A 14,297-nucleotide genomic window follows, 5' to 3' on the forward strand; every position below is an offset into this window, starting at 1 on the left:
GGTCGCCGCCGTCGCCGGACCCGCGGTCGGTCGAACGTGCGTTCGAAGAGGCGCCCGGGCGCCCGCCCGTCGGACGCCCGTCGCGCCGTTCAGGCCGGTCGCCGCCGCGGCGCTCGGCGTTCATCGGGCGGCCTCCGCCCCGAGCACGGTGCCCTCGGCGAGGCGTGCGCCCCGCGCCCAGTCCGCCGCAGCCATGTGCTTCTTGCCCACGGGCGCGACGTCCCCGAGCTGGACGGCGTGGGTCGCGGTCCCGACGAGCACCTCCTTCTTGCCGGCACGCACCTGTCCCGGCGCGAGGTCGACGACGTCGGGACGCGGGGTGACCGGGCCGAGCCCCAGGCGGGCGGGGGCGCCGTCGGCGCCGGGAAGGGTCGTCCACGCCCCGGGGGCCGGCGTGCAGCCGCGCACGAGGCGGTCGACCGCGAGCGCCGGGTGGTCCCAGCGGACCTCCGCGTCGGCGGGCGTGAGCTTCGCGGCGTGCGAGACGCCGTCGGCGGGCTGGGGCTGCGGGCGCAGCGTGCCGTCCTCGAGCGCGTCGAGCGTCGCGACGAGCAGGCCCGCGCCGGACACGGCGAGGCGGCCCAGGAGGTCCCCTGCGGTGTCCCGCGGACGGATGGTCTCGGTCGTCGTGCCGAGCGTGGGGCCGGAGTCCAGGCCCTCCTCGATGAGGAACGTCGTCGCCCCGGTCACCTCGTCGCCGGCGATGATCGCGCGCTGCACGGGTGCGGCGCCGCGCCAGGCCGGCAGGACGGAGAAGTGCAGGTTCACCCACCCGTGGCGCGGGACGGCGAGCACGTCTGGCCGCAGGATCTCCCCGTACGCGACGACGGGCGCCGCGTCGACGTCGAGCTCGGTCAGGCGCGCGAGGAAGTCCTCGCCGCGGGGGCGGTCGGTGATCACGGGGACCCCGGCCTCCTCGGCGCGCACGCGCACGGGGCTGGGGGTCAGGCGCCGTCCCCGGCCGGACGGGGCGTCGGCGCGCGTGAGAACGGCGACGACGTCGTGGCGGGAGTCGAGGAGGGCGTCGAGGGACGGGACCGCGGTATCCGGGGTCCCGGCGAACAGCAGGCGCATGGGCCCGAGTCTAGGTGCCGCCCCGCTCCCGCCCCGCGGACCGTCGCGGGAGGTCGTGGTCGTGCTACCCGAGGTCGGGGGTCTCCTCGAGCCCCGGCCCGCCCAGCGTCCGGGTGCCGAGCGGCGCGCCCAGGGGGACGTCGACGTGGCGTGCGGTCGCCGACTCGGGGCACGCAGACCCCTCCTCCGGCCGGTGCACGACCACCCGTACCGTGATGTCGACCGTGTCGTCGCTCTCCACGACGTCGACGCCCGCGTACTCCTCGCAGGCGGCGCCGTGCTCGATCACGATCGGCAGCACGTTCCCCGCGAGGTCCGCGTCCGGAGCGACGTACCACCGGGCGGTCGCGGTCGACACGCCGTCGGAGCAGGCCGCGAGCGCCGCGACCAGGAGCAGGGCCGTCGTCGTGAGGGTCGGGCGTCGACCGGGGAGCATGGCGCCCATCCTGGCACCGTCACCGTGCGACGGGCACGCCCAGGGCGCGCAGGGCGGTCCGCAGGCCGGGCGTGCCCTCGAAGAGGTGCGTGCGCAGGCCGAGGCGGGCGGCGGCGTCGACGTTCGCGGCGCTGTCGTCCGTGAAGAGCGTGCGCGCCGGGTCGAGGCCGAACCGCGCGACCGCGAGCGCGAAGATCGCGGGATCCGGCTTGGCCAGGCCCTCACGGCCCGAGACGAGCACGTCGTCCATGAGCGTCGTCGCGGGAGCGGCGGGCGCGGCGTGCGGGTAGAGCTCGGCGGACCAGTTGGTCAGCCCGTACAGGCGCAGCCCGAGGTCTCGCAGCTCGCGCACGAGCTCCTCCGATCCCTCGACCGGACCGGTGAGGGTCGCGGGGAACTGCTCCAGGTAGCGGTCCAGGAGCGCCACGTGGTGCGGGTGGGTGGCCTCGACCGCGGCGCGCGCGTCCGCCCACGTGGCCCCGGCGTCGCGCTCGTGGTTGAGGACCCGGAAGTCGACGTCGGCGAAGAACGCGTCGACGACCTCCCGGTCCAGCCCGGCATAGGCGCCGTACGGGTCCCAGCCCACCAGGACGTTGCCGAAGTCGTACAGCACGGCGTCGATCGCGCGCGCCGAGGCGTCCGGGAAGGTGGCGTCGGGCGTCGCGGGGTGGTGCGTCACAGGATCTCCTTCGGGTCGAGCTCCACCCGCACGCTACCCGGCTCGCGCCGCGCCGAGCGCACCGCCAGGGACGCAGCGAGCTCGCGCGCGAGGCGGCGTCCGTCGCCCACCGGCACGCGCACGACCGCGCGCACGGGCGGGGCATCGACCATGACGGGCGCCGGAGCGCCGCCCGGCTCGACCGCTCCGCGCCCGCGCGGGGCCGCGGGCACCTCCACGGGTCCCAGCACGGCGTCCGGTCGCGCGAGCTCGACACGGCCCAGGACCGCCGCGACCGCAGGACGGTCGCCCGTGACCGCGGCAACGCGCACGGCCGGCGGCAGGGCGAGCTCGGCGCGCTCGTCGAGCTCGCGGTCCGCGAGGAGCGCCGGGTCCCAGCGCACGAGCGCGTTCGTCGGTGCCGGCGCCGCGTCGCCGACGAGCAGCACCTGCCCGCCCGCCGTCGCCGGACGCACGAGCGCCGCGGCGGCGAGCCAGCGCGCGAGCGCGTCCTGCGCGACGTCGAGCCCGACGTGCGCGGTGCTCACCGCGGCGTCGAGCAGCAGCGCGGCCGCGTACCCGCCCTCGGCGACCGGCTCCGCACCCGGCGTCGCGACGACCAGCGCGGGACGCGCGGACACCGCGCCCAGCACCCCGCCCGCCGCCGCGGCACCCGACACCTGCACCGGGACCCCCGCGAACGCGCGCCCCAGCTCCTCCGCCGTGCGCTGCGACCCGACCCGCACCGACCGCAGCCCCGTCCAGTGGCACTCCGCGCACGACCAGCCGCCCGCGAGCGCCCCGCACCACGCGCACTGCGGCGTCGCGCCCGCACCCGACAGCGCGAGCGGTCCGTGGCACACCGTGCAGCGCGCGGGCGTGCGGCACCGGGCGCACGCGACGACGGGCACGTACCCCGAGCGAGGCACCTGCACCAGCACCGGCCCGTGCTCGAGCGCGGAGCGTGCCGCGCGCCACGCCGCGGTCGGGATGCGCGCCGCGGCGCCCGGCCCCTCGGCGGCCAGCTCCACCGACGTCAGCGCCCGCACGCGCGGCGCCCGGGCCCGCACGACGTCGCGCGGCGCCGCGAGCTCGTGCGCCCAGCCGCGCACGACGAGCGCGTGCGCCGCGACCGTGCGCCCATGGGAGCCCAGCAGGAACGCCGCGCCCTCCTGGTCGCTGCGCAGGCCGAGTACCTCGCGCGCGTGCGGGTAGGGGGCGCGCGGCTCGGCGAGCGTGTCCTCGCCGTCGTTCCAGCACACCACGAGCCCGAGGTCGACCACGGGCGCGAACGCCGCCGCACGCGTCCCGACGACGACGCGCGCGTCGCCGTGCAGGACGGCGAGGAACGCGCGGTAGCGCGGCGCCGGGCCTTCGTCCGCCGTGAGCCGCACGACCTCGCCCCCGGACGCCGTGTCCCACGCCGGCAGGCCCGCGGCGTCGAGCGCGGCGCACACCTGGTCGACGTCGCGCGCGTCCGGGACGACGACGAGCGCGCCGCGCCCGCCCGACCGGGCCGCGCGCACCGCCTCGGCGACCGCGGCCGCCCAGTGCGTCACGGGCGGGGCGTCGGGCTCCTCGCGCGACCGGCCCAGGCGGCGCCGGCCCTCGGGCGTCGACTCCGGTGCGGGAGCGGGGGGCGCGAGTCCGGGCAGCGCCGTCCACACGGCGCGCGGCGCCCCGCCGCCCGCGACGTGCGCGAGGAACGCGGCACCCGCCCGGTACGGGGCCCACACGGACCCCTCGTGCGCCGTACGCGCCGGGCCGACGGCCGGAGGGGACTCGTGCGCGAGAGAGGCCGCAGGAGCCGGCTCGGCCGCGACGGCGACGCCGCGCTCACTCGGGGCCGGCACCGGCGCGGGGACCGCGTCGGGGGCGGTCCGCGCCGCGAAGGACTGCTCGGCGCGCGCGTGCCGCGGCGGGACGGCGAGGCGCAGCACGTCCGACAGCGTCCCCGCGTAGTGGTCCGCGACGGTGCGCGCGAGCCGGGCCACCGCGGGCGCGAGCACGGGCTCGGGCGACACGACGCGCCGCAGCGGCAGGAGGCGACCGTCGTGGTCGGACCGCTCGACCCGCTCCAGGACGTACCCGTCGACGTCACGACCCGCGAACCGCACCTTGACCCGCACGCCCGGCTGCGCGTCGTCGGACATCGCGGCGGGCACGAGGTAGTCGAACGCCCGGTCCAGGTGCGCGGGCGCAAGATCGAGCGCGAGCCGCGCGACGGGCAGGTGCGCGGCGATCTCGTGGGACGCCGGCGGGGCGGGGCCCCGCCTTGGCGCCGCGGGCGCGACGCCGAGCAGCGTGTCCTGCACCGCGCGCGACGTGTCCTCCGGCTCGCTCACGACGCCATCGAACCACGCGCCGCCGTCACGACCGGCGCGCTCACCGCCCCACGCTCGGCACCCGCGACTCCGCGGCGACCGGCTCCGGCACCGACGCCCCGGCGGTGCGCGACGACGCTCCTCACACCTGGGACTGCAGGTCCGCGACGCGGTCCGTGCGCTCCCACGTGAACTGCTCGAGCTCGCGCCCGAAGTGCCCGTACGCGGCCGTCGCGGCGTAGACGGGGCGCAGCAGGTCGAGGTCGCGGATGATCGCCGCGGGGCGCAGGTCGAACACCTCGCGGATCGCGGCCGTGATGCGCCCGACCGGCACCTTCTCCGTGCCGAACGTCTCGACGTACAGGCCCACGGGGTGCGCCTTGCCGATCGCGTACGCGACCTGCACCTCGCAGCGGCGCGCGAGGCCGGCCGCGACGACGTTCTTCGCGACCCAGCGCGTCGCGTACGCCGCGGAGCGGTCCACCTTCGACGGGTCCTTGCCGGAGAACGCCCCGCCGCCGTGCCGCGCCATGCCGCCGTACGTGTCGACGATGATCTTGCGGCCCGTCAGGCCCGCGTCGCCCTGCGGCCCGCCCACGACGAACGTGCCCGTGGGGTTGACGAACAGGCGCGTCGCCCGCACGTCGAGGTCGAGACCCGCGGCGTCCAGGACCGGCGTCACGACCTGCGCCGCGACCTGCCGGTGCAGCTCGTCCTGGCGCACGTCCGGGTCGTGCTGCGTCGACAGGACCACGGTGTCGAGCGTGACCGCACGGTCGCCGTCGTACCCGATGGTGACCTGCGTCTTGCCGTCCGGGCGCAGCCCCGGCACCGTCCCGTCGCGGCGCACGAGCGCGAGGCGCTCCGCGAGCCGGTGCGCGAGCCAGACGGGCAGCGGCATGAGGCTCGGGGTGTCGTCGCTCGCGTACCCGAACATGAGGCCCTGGTCGCCCGCGCCCTGCGCGTCGAGCGGGTCGTGGTCGCCCTGGTCGTCGCGCTCCTCGAGGCTCTTGTCGACGCCCTGCGCGATGTCGGGCGACTGCTGCCCGATCGACACCGAGATGCCGCACGAGTCCGCGTCGAAGCCGATCGCGGACGACGTGTAGCCGATGCGGCGCACGACGTCGCGCACGATCTGCGGGATCTCGACGTACGCGTCCGTGGTCACCTCGCCCGCGACGTGCACGAGGCCCGTGGTGACCATCGTCTCGACGGCGACGCGCGACGTCGGGTCCTGGGCCAGGAGCGCGTCGAGGATGGCGTCGGAGATCTGGTCGCAGACCTTGTCCGGGTGTCCCTCGGTCACGGACTCGGACGTGAACAGACGCAGATCAGCCATGCCGCACAGCCTACTGTCCCGAGGCGTGGGCGCGGGCATCCGGCAGGCGAGACGAGACGCGGGTCACTCGGCCGGTACGGCTCCTGCGTCCGCACGGTCCGCCGCGACGCGCGCGACGACGTCCCACACCGCGTCCGCGACCTCGCGCTTGGTGCCGCCCGCCGTCGCGACCAGCTCGCCGGACCCGTCGACGACGGTCACGTCGTTCGCGTCGACGCCGAACCCGCGCCCCTCGCCCACCGCGTTCACGACGAGCAGGTCCGCGCCCTTGCGGCGCGCCTTCGCCCGACCGTGGTCGAGCACCGAGCCGTCCGCGTCCCCCGTCTCGGCCGCGAAGCCCACCACGACCTGGTCGGCGCGCAGCCGGTCGTGCGCGAGCTCGGCGAGCACGTCCGGGTTCTCCACCAGCGTGATCGGCTCGGGCCCGCGGCCCGGCACCTTCTTGATCTTCGCGCCGGGCGCGTGCGCCGGTCGGAAGTCCGCGACCGCCGCGGCCATCACGACGACGTCCGCCGACGTCGCCGCGGCGCGCACGGCCTCCCGCAGCTGCGCCGTCGTCTCGACCGCGACCACGTCCTCCAGGCCGGCGTCCCGCACGAGCGCGGCGACGTCCGGAGCGAGGTTCGCCGCGACGAGCGTCACGTGGGCGCCCCGCGCCCGAGCCGATCGGGCGAGCTCGACCCCCTGACGCCCGCTGGACCGGTTGCCGATGAAGCGGACCGGGTCGATCGGCTCGCGCGTGCCGCCCGCGGACACCACGACGCGCCGTCCCGCGAGGTCGCGCCGCGGCGCCGCGACGCCGGGCACCCCGCCGGCGTCTCCCGAATCCTGCGCCACCGCCAGCGCGACGCGGGCTATCTCCTCGGGCTCCGGCAGCCGGCCCGGGCCCGTGTCGGCGCCCGTGAGGCGGCCCGACGCCGGCTCGATCACGTGCACGCCGCGCGCGCGCAGCGTCGCCACGTTCGCCTGCGTGGCCGCGTGCTCCCACATCTCGGTGTGCATGGCGGGCGCCATGACGACCGGGCAGCGTGCGGTCAGCAGCGTCGAGGTGAGCAGGTCGTCCGCCCGGCCCGACGCCGCCCGCGCGAGGAGGTCCGCGGTGGCGGGCGCCACGACGACGAGGTCCGCGCCCTGGCCCAGCGCGACGTGCGGCACGTGCTCGACGTCCTCGAACACCTGGTCCGTCGCTGGCTCGCCCGACAGCGCCTCCCACGTGGGTGCGCCCACGAACCGCAGCGCCGACGCCGTGGGGACCACGCGCACCCGATGACCCTGCTCGCGCAGCAGCCGCAGCAGCAGCACGGCCTTGTACGCCGCGACCCCGCCGCTCACCCCGAGCACGATCCGCATGTCGCTCCTCCCGCCGCTCCCGCTCGACACCGCGCCCACCCGGCCGCGGACGCACGAACGCCGCGCCCTCCTCGTGAGGGGCGCGGCGTACGGGCTCAGGCCTCGTCGGCCTCGTCGGGCTCGGCCTCGATCGTCAGCAGGCCCGCGTTGATCTCCCGCATCGCGATCGAGAGCGGCTTCTCCTGGTTGCGCGTCTCGAGCAGCGGCCCGACGTTCTCCAGCAGGCCCTCGCTGAGCTGCGAGTAGTACGCGTTGATCTGGCGCGCACGCTTGGCCGAGTAGATGACGAGCGCGTACTTCGAGTCGACGTGCTCCAGCAGGTCGTCGATCGGCGGGTCGGTGATGCCCTCGGGGGCGGCGACGGTTCCGGACACAGTTCGCTCCGTGGGTTCAAGGGTCTGCAGCCGACGGCTGCAGCTGGTCGATGGCGGCGGCGCGCCGTCCGCTCCGTCCGGGGCCGGGCGGGCGCGGCCCCGGGCATGTGCCGGGTCCGCGGTCCGGGCCTGCGGCCCACCGGGGAGCGGGCCCGCGCGCGAGCACCGCAGCACAGTCTACTCGCTGTGCTGCTCGGTGCGCTGCTCGGTGCGCCCGGACGGCGCGCGATCCGCGGCTCGCGCGGGGTCACCGGTCCCGACCCCGACGGGCCGGGGCTCGAGCCCCATGACGCGCACGAGCTCGTCCGTCGCGCGATGCACCTCGTCGTTGACGATGACGTGGTCGAACTCCGACTCCGCCGCGAGCTCGACCTGCGCCGTCGTGAGCCGACGCTCGCGCTCCTCCGCGTCCTCGGTGCCGCGGCCCACGAGCCGGCGCACCAGCTCGTCCCAGCTGGGTGGGGCGAGGAACACGAACCGCGCCTCGGGCATCGAGGCCCGGACCTGGCGCGCGCCCTGGAGGTCGATCTCCAGGAGTGCCGGCACGCCCGCGGCGAGCTTCTCCTCGACCGCGTGCCGGGGCGTGCCGTAGCTGTTGCGGCCGTGCACGACCGCCCACTCGAGCAGCTCGCGCTCCGCGACCATGCGGGCGAACTCGTCCCGGCCGACGAACAGGTAGTGGACCCCGTCCACCTCGCCCGGCCGCGGGTCGCGCGTCGTCGCCGACACGGACAGCCAGACCTCCGGGTACCGGGCGCGGATGTCGGCCGACACGGTCCCCTTCCCGACGGCGGTCGGTCCGGCCAGGACGGTCAGACGGGCAGGGCTGGGAGAGACCACCGGCGCCGTCGCCCCCTCGGCGGGGACGGACGGCGTCGGCTCGGACGGGTGCGCGGAAATGTCAGCCAAACCTCTCGATGAGGGCCGCGGACTGGTGGGGGCCGAGGCCGCGGACACGACGTGTCTCGGCGATCCCGATCTCCTCCATGATCGCCCGAGCCTTCACCTTACCCACGCCGGGCAGGGACTCCAGCAACGAGACGACCTTGAGCTTGCCGATCATGTCGTCCGTCCGCCCGCGCTCGATGACCTCCTTCAGGGAGCCCTGGGAGTACTTGAGCCTGTTCTTCACCTCGGCGCGCACGCGTCGGGCCTCGGCGGCCTTCTCGAGCGCCGCCGCGCGCTGTTCTGGGGTCAGGGGTGGAAGTGCCACGCAAGTCACCTACTCGTCGTCAGGCGGATGGGCCCACTCAGTCGTCCCGACGCGCCCCGACGAGGAGCCCTAATCGGGTGAATCACCCGGGCGACCTGCGCCGACGCACGGAGCCGACCCCTCGAACGTAGCGAGCCTCGACCGATCGGGCAACGACTGGGCATGGCGCGTCGCGTGCCGTCGTCGCGGCGAGGGGCACTGCGAGGGGCACTGCGAGGGGCGCCGCGAGGAGCGACGCGAGGGGCAAGGTGAGGGGCGACGTGAGGGGCACCGGGTGACGCTCAGGACGCCACGAGACGTGCGACGAGCGCGTCGCGCACGGCGGTCGTCACCCCGCACGCGACGAGGTAGCCGTCCACGCTCCCGTGCTCCCGGGCGGCGAGGTCCCACGCGGCCTCGAGGTACTCCGGTTCCACCGTGAGGACCGGCGCCAGGGCGTCCGGCGACAGGCCGGGGACGGGAGGCACGAGCGCGGCGAGCCCGTCCACCGCCGCGCGGCTCGCGAGGTACTCCGCCATCCGGTCCTCGTCGCCCACGCCCGCGACGTACTGCGCGAGGGCGACCACCCACCCCGTGCGGTCCTTCCCGGCCGAGCAGTGCACGACCGTCGCCCCCTCCGCGTTCGCGACCTCGCCGAGCACCCGCCCGACCGTCGCGCGGATGCCCGGGTCCTGGACGAACGTCGCGTACACGCCGTGCATCATGCGACGCGCGACCACCGTGGGGTCGTCCGCCGCCAGCAGGCCCGCGATCAGCGCGGCGGGGTCGGCCGACGCTCCCCCGCCGTCCCCGCTCCCCGCCTGCAGGCCCCGCGCGGGGTCCATGCCGCGGCGCAGCACCCGGACGCCGCCCGGTACCGCGTCCGCGCCGTCACGCGCGAGCTCGTCGTCCCCCCGCAGGTCGAGCACCGTCGTCACCCCGAGGTCGGAGAGCGCCGCCTGGCCCGCCGGGGCCAGGCGCGACAGGCTCGCCGTCCGCAGCAGCACGCCGGTGCGCAAGGGCTCGTCGTGCCCGACCGGGGCGGCCCGGCCCCCGACGTCGCGCGCGTTCCACGTGCCCGGCACGTCGAGCGCCCCCGGCACCGCTGCGGCCTCGGGTGCGGGGACGGCAGCCGCCTCCGTGGGCGCGCCGGAGGTGCTCGGGCCCGCGGCGCGGGCGGTGTCGTGGGACGTCATGGGCGCAGTCTCGCACGGCACGACGACGAGGCCACCCGGACGCGGGACCCCGGCGTCCTCGGCACGACGACGGGGCCGGCGCCCGCAGGCGCCGGCCCCGTCGACCGGGTCGGGCTCAGCCCCGCAGCGCCTGCGTCGCCTCGTCCGTGGCCGCGCGCGCCGCGGCGCGCAGGGCGCCCACGTCCGGCCCGGCGCGCAGGACGCCGCGCGAGGAGGACGCGAGCACCTGGCGGCGCGCGTCGCCGAAAACGGCCGCGAGCTCGGCCGCGCCCGCGCCCTGCGCGCCCACGCCGGGCGCCAGGAGCGGGCCGCGCACCGCCGCGAGGTCCGTGCCGGTGCGGGCCGCGGCGTCGGCCACGGTCGCGCCGACGACGAGACCGACCGGGCCCAGCGCGTCGCCCGACGCCACGACGGGCGCGTTGACGCGCGCGGCCTCGCGCGCCACGTGCGCCGCGACCGACTCCACGCCCGCGCCCGCGCCGCGGCGCGCGTGCTGCACCTCGGCCCCCTCGGGGTTCGAGGTGAGGCACAGCACGAACAGCCCGCGCCCGGTCTCCAGCGCGGCGTCCACCGCGGGCCGGAGCGAGCCGAAACCGAGGTACGGGGAGACCGTCAGGGCGTCGGCGGCGAGCGGGGAGCCGTCGCGCAGGTACGCGTCGGCGTACGCCGCCATGGTCGAGCCGATGTCGCCGCGCTTGGCGTCGACGATCGTGAGCGTGCCCGCCGCACGGGCCGCCGCGAGGACGTCCTCGAGCGCCGCGACGCCCCGCGACCCGTGCCGCTCGAAGAACGCCGACTGCGGCTTCACCGCGGCCACGCGGCCCCCGACCGCCTCGACGACCCGCAGGCCGAGCTCCCGGACGCCCGCGGCGTCGTCGGGCAGGCCCCAGTCCGCGAGCAGCCCCGGGTGCGGGTCGATGCCCACGCACAGCGGCCCGTGGTCGTCCGTCGCCCCTGCGAGGCGCGCGCCGAAGCCGGCGCTCACGCGCCCACCCGCTCCGCGGCCGGAGCGGGCAGCGTGACGCCCTCGGTCAGGTCCTCGCCCGCCATGTGCTCCTGGAGGCTCGCGACCGCGAACGGCCCCGCGAGGACCGCCTCGATGCCCTGGACCGCGGCGGCGAGCTGGTCGACCGTGGTCGCGATCGGCTTGTCCGCCGCCGTCGTGGCGGCACGGATCTCGTAGCCGTCGGCCCGCGCGCCCTGACCGGACGGCGTGTTGATGACCATGTCCACCTCGCCGGCCGTGATGAGGTCCACGATCGTCGGCTCGCCGTCCGCGCCGCGGCCCGCGGAGAACTTGCGCACCACGCGCGACGCGATGCCGTTGCGGCGCAGCACGCTCGACGTGCCGTCCGTCGCGAGGATCTCGAACCCGAGCTCCGCGAGCCGCTTCACCGGGAAGACGATCGAGCGCTTGTCGCGGTCGGCGACCGAGACGAACACGCGGCCCGACGTCGGCAGCCCGCCGAACGCTGCCGCCTGCGACTTGGCGAACGCGTGCGGGAAGTCGCGGTCGAAGCCCATGACCTCGCCCGTCGAGCGCATCTCCGGGCCGAGCACCGTGTCCACGACGACGCCGTCCGCCGTGCGGAAGCGCTTGAACGGCAGGACCGCCTCCTTGACCGCGATCGGCGCGTCGAGCGGCAGCGTGCCGCCGTCTCCGTCGGCGGGCAGCACGCCCGCGGCGCGCAGGTCCGCGATCGAGTCGCCGGCCATGACGCGCGCCGCGGCCTTCGCGAGCGAGGTGCCCGTCGCCTTCGAGACGAACGGCACCGTGCGCGACGCGCGCGGGTTGGCCTCCAGGACGTAGAGCACGTCGGAGACGAGCGCGTACTGCACGTTGAGCAGGCCGCGCACGCCGACGCCCTTCGCGATGGCCTCGGTCGAGCGGCGGATGCGCTCGATCTCCTGCTCCGAGAGCGACACGGGCGGCAGGACGCACGCCGAGTCGCCCGAGTGGATGCCGGCCTCCTCGATGTGCTCCATCACGCCGCCGAGGAAGAGCTCGGTGCCGTCGTAGAGCGCGTCGACGTCGATCTCCATGGCGTCGTCGAGGAACCGGTCGATGAGCAGCGGCGCGGGCAGCGTCCCCGCCGTGCGGTCCTCCGCCGCGGCCGCCGCGAGCGCGCGCTCGACGTAGCCCGTGAGCTGCTCGGCCGAGTACACGATCTCCATCCCCCGGCCGCCGAGCACGTAGGACGGGCGCACGAGCACCGGGTACCCGATGCCGGCCGCGACGTCCTTCGCCTCGTCGAGCGAGCGCGCGGTGCCGAACGCCGGGGCGGGCAGGCCCGCCTCGACGAGCACGCGGCCGAACTCGCCGCGGTCCTCCGCGGCGTCGATCGCCTCGGGGCTCGTGCCGAGGATGGGCAGGCCCGCGTCCGCGAGGCGCTGCGCGAGCGCCAGCGGCGTCTGGCCGCCGAGCTGGACGATGATGCCCTTGACCGGCCCGGCCGCGAGCTCGGCCCGGTAGACCTCCAGCACGTCCTCGAACGTGAGCGGCTCGAAGTACAGGCGGTCGGACGTGTCGTAGTCGGTCGAGACGGTCTCCGGGTTGCAGTTGACCATGACCGTCTCGTAGCGCTCGCGCAGCGTGAGCGCCGCGTGCACGCACGAGTAGTCGAACTCGATGCCCTGGCCGATGCGGTTCGGGCCCGAGCCGAGGATGATCACGGCCTCGCGCTCACGCGGGGCCACCTCGGTCTCGAGGTCGTACGACGAGTAGTGGTACGGCGTGCGGGCCGCGAACTCGGCCGCGCACGTGTCGACCGTCTTGTAGACGGGGCGCACGCCGAGCGCGTAGCGCACCTCGCGCACCGTCGCCTCGCCGGCCGGACCCATGCCGCGCAGGCGCGCGACCTGGGCGTCCGACAGCCCGTGCTTCTTCGCCTCGCGCAGCACGTCCTCCGTGAGCGCGGGCGCGTCCGCGACGGCCGCCGCGACCTCGTTGACCAGCTGGATCTGGTCGAGGTACCACGGGTCGATCTTCGTGGCCTCGAACACCTGCTCGACGCTCGCCCCGGCGCGCAGCGCCTGCTGGACGCCGATGATCCGGTTCTCCGTGGGGCGCGCGATGCGCACGAGCAGCTCGTCGAGCTCCGCGCCGGAGACGGGCTCGCCGTCCCAGTGGAAGACCGAGCCGCCCTTGTCGATCGAGCGCAGCGCCTTGCCGAGCGCCTCGGTGAAGTTGCGCCCGAGCGCCATCGCCTCGCCGACCGACTTCATGGTCGTCGTGAGCGTCGGGTCGGCGGCTGGGAACTTCTCGAACGCGAAGCGCGGCACCTTGACCACGACGTAGTCGAGCGTGGGCTCGAACGAGGCCGGCGTGACCTGCGTGATGTCGTTGGGGATCTCGTCGAGCGTGTAGCCGACCGCGAGCTTCGCGGCGATCTTCGCGATCGGGAACCCGGTCGCCTTGGACGCGAGCGCGGAGGAGCGCGAGACGCGCGGGTTCATCTCGATGACGATGACGCGGCCCGTGTCGGGGTCGACGGCGAACTGGATGTTGCAGCCGCCCGTGTCGACGCCGACCTCGCGGATGACGGCGATGCCGATGTCGCGCAGCTTCTGGTACTCGCGGTCGGTGAGCGTCAGCGCGGGAGCGACCGTGATCGAGTCGCCCGTGTGCACGCCAACCGGGTCGACGTTCTCGATGGAGCACACGACCACGACGTTGTCGTTCTTGTCGCGCATGAGCTCGAGCTCGTACTCCTTCCAGCCGAGGATCGACTCCTCGAGGAGCACCTCCGTCACCGGGGAGTAGTGCAGGCCCTGCCCGACGATGCGGCGCAGCTCCTCCTCGTCGTACGCGAAGCCCGAGCCGAGGCCGCCCATCGTGAAGGAGGGGCGCACGACCATCGGGTAGCCGAGGTCGCCCGCGGCCGCGACCGCCTCCTCGACCGTGTGCACGATCAGCGAACGAGCGGACTCGCCGCCGCACTTGTCGACCACGTCCTTGAACTGCTGGCGGTCCTCGCCCTTCTGGATCGCCGCGATGTTCGCGCCGATGAGCTCGACGCCGTACTCCTCGAGGACGCCCGCCTCGTCGAGCGCGATCGCCGCGTTGAGCGCGGTCTGCCCGCCGAGCGTGGGCAGGAGCGCGTCGGGGCGCTCCTTGGCGATGATCGAGGTGAGCACCTCGGTCGTGATGGGCTCGACGTACGTCGCGTCGGCGAACTCCGGGTCGGTCATGATCGTGGCCGGGTTCGAGTTCACGAGGACGACCCGCAGGCCCTCCTCCTTGAGCACGCGGCACGCCTGGGTGCCGGAGTAGTCGAACTCGCACGCCTGGCCGATGACGATCGGGCCGGACCCGATGACCAGGACGCTGGAGATGTCGGTTCTGCGAGGCACG

General features: G+C 75.9%; 12 protein-coding genes. All 12 read right to left on the bottom strand.

What is annotated here, in order from left to right; translation table 11 throughout:
* Positions 1-120: 120 nt before the first annotated feature.
* Positions 121-1,074 carry a methionyl-tRNA formyltransferase gene (gene fmt, locus JN535_RS06950; protein ID WP_205204193.1) on the bottom strand — a complete coding sequence of 318 codons (954 nt, stop codon included), beginning with the start codon at positions 1,072-1,074 and terminating at the stop codon, positions 121-123.
* 64 nt (positions 1,075-1,138) lie between these two features.
* Entirely contained in the window at positions 1,139-1,510 is a 372-nt protein-coding gene (locus tag JN535_RS06955) for a hypothetical protein (protein ID WP_205204195.1), read from the bottom strand.
* 19 nt (positions 1,511-1,529) lie between these two features.
* Complete coding sequence (locus JN535_RS06960) at positions 1,530-2,189, bottom strand: HAD family hydrolase (protein WP_205204197.1); 660 nt, start codon at positions 2,187-2,189, stop codon at positions 1,530-1,532.
* Positions 2,186-4,513 (bottom strand): primosomal protein N', encoded by a 2,328-nt coding sequence (locus JN535_RS06965; RefSeq protein ID WP_205204199.1) that lies wholly within the window; start codon positions 4,511-4,513, stop codon positions 2,186-2,188. Before JN535_RS06965 ends, JN535_RS06960 begins: the two co-directional genes overlap by 4 nt.
* A 121-nt stretch (positions 4,514-4,634) precedes the next feature.
* A complete protein-coding gene (gene metK, locus JN535_RS06970) occupies positions 4,635-5,831 on the bottom strand; it encodes a methionine adenosyltransferase (RefSeq protein ID WP_205204201.1) in 1,197 nt (398 codons plus the stop codon).
* 63 nt (positions 5,832-5,894) lie between these two features.
* Positions 5,895-7,181: a bifunctional phosphopantothenoylcysteine decarboxylase/phosphopantothenate--cysteine ligase CoaBC gene (gene coaBC / locus JN535_RS06975; RefSeq protein WP_205204211.1), complete on the bottom strand. Its 1,287-nt coding sequence runs from the start codon at positions 7,179-7,181 to the stop codon at positions 5,895-5,897.
* Positions 7,182-7,276: 95 nt separating this feature from the next.
* Positions 7,277-7,555, bottom strand: coding sequence for a DNA-directed RNA polymerase subunit omega (gene rpoZ, locus JN535_RS06980; RefSeq protein WP_047234226.1), 279 nt, complete (start codon positions 7,553-7,555; stop codon positions 7,277-7,279).
* Positions 7,556-7,732: 177 nt separating this feature from the next.
* Complete coding sequence (gene gmk, locus JN535_RS06985) at positions 7,733-8,395, bottom strand: guanylate kinase (protein WP_205204680.1); 663 nt, start codon at positions 8,393-8,395, stop codon at positions 7,733-7,735.
* 61 nt (positions 8,396-8,456) lie between these two features.
* A complete protein-coding gene (mihF, locus tag JN535_RS06990) occupies positions 8,457-8,768 on the bottom strand; it encodes an integration host factor, actinobacterial type (RefSeq protein WP_205204213.1) in 312 nt (103 codons plus the stop codon).
* Positions 8,769-9,049: 281 nt separating this feature from the next.
* On the bottom strand, positions 9,050-9,943 hold the full coding sequence (locus tag JN535_RS06995) for a tyrosine-protein phosphatase (protein WP_205204214.1): 894 nt from the start codon (positions 9,941-9,943) through the stop codon (positions 9,050-9,052).
* Positions 9,944-10,058: 115 nt separating this feature from the next.
* Positions 10,059-10,928: an orotidine-5'-phosphate decarboxylase gene (gene pyrF / locus JN535_RS07000; protein ID WP_205204216.1), complete on the bottom strand. Its 870-nt coding sequence runs from the start codon at positions 10,926-10,928 to the stop codon at positions 10,059-10,061.
* On the bottom strand, positions 10,925-14,296 hold the full coding sequence (carB, locus tag JN535_RS07005; protein WP_307868344.1) for a carbamoyl-phosphate synthase large subunit: 3,372 nt from the start codon (positions 14,294-14,296) through the stop codon (positions 10,925-10,927). Before carB ends, pyrF begins: the two co-directional genes overlap by 4 nt.
* Position 14,297 lies beyond the last annotated feature (1 nt).

The sequence above is a fragment of the Cellulosimicrobium cellulans genome, assembly GCF_016921195.1.
In the GTDB taxonomy this organism is placed as follows: domain Bacteria; phylum Actinomycetota; class Actinomycetes; order Actinomycetales; family Cellulomonadaceae; genus Cellulosimicrobium; species Cellulosimicrobium cellulans_F.

Excerpts from the sequence above, each read along its gene's own strand:
- fmt (WP_205204193.1), bottom strand. The coding sequence starts at position 1,074 with ATGCGCCTGCTGTTCGCCGGGACCCCGGATACCGCGGTCCCGTCCCTC.
- JN535_RS06955 (WP_205204195.1), bottom strand. The coding sequence starts at position 1,510 with ATGCTCCCCGGTCGACGCCCGACCCTCACGACGACGGCCCTGCTCCTG.
- metK (WP_205204201.1), bottom strand. The coding sequence starts at position 5,831 with ATGGCTGATCTGCGTCTGTTCACGTCCGAGTCCGTGACCGAGGGACAC.
- coaBC (WP_205204211.1), bottom strand. The coding sequence starts at position 7,181 with ATGCGGATCGTGCTCGGGGTGAGCGGCGGGGTCGCGGCGTACAAGGCC.
- JN535_RS06995 (WP_205204214.1), bottom strand. The coding sequence starts at position 9,943 with ATGACGTCCCACGACACCGCCCGCGCCGCGGGCCCGAGCACCTCCGGC.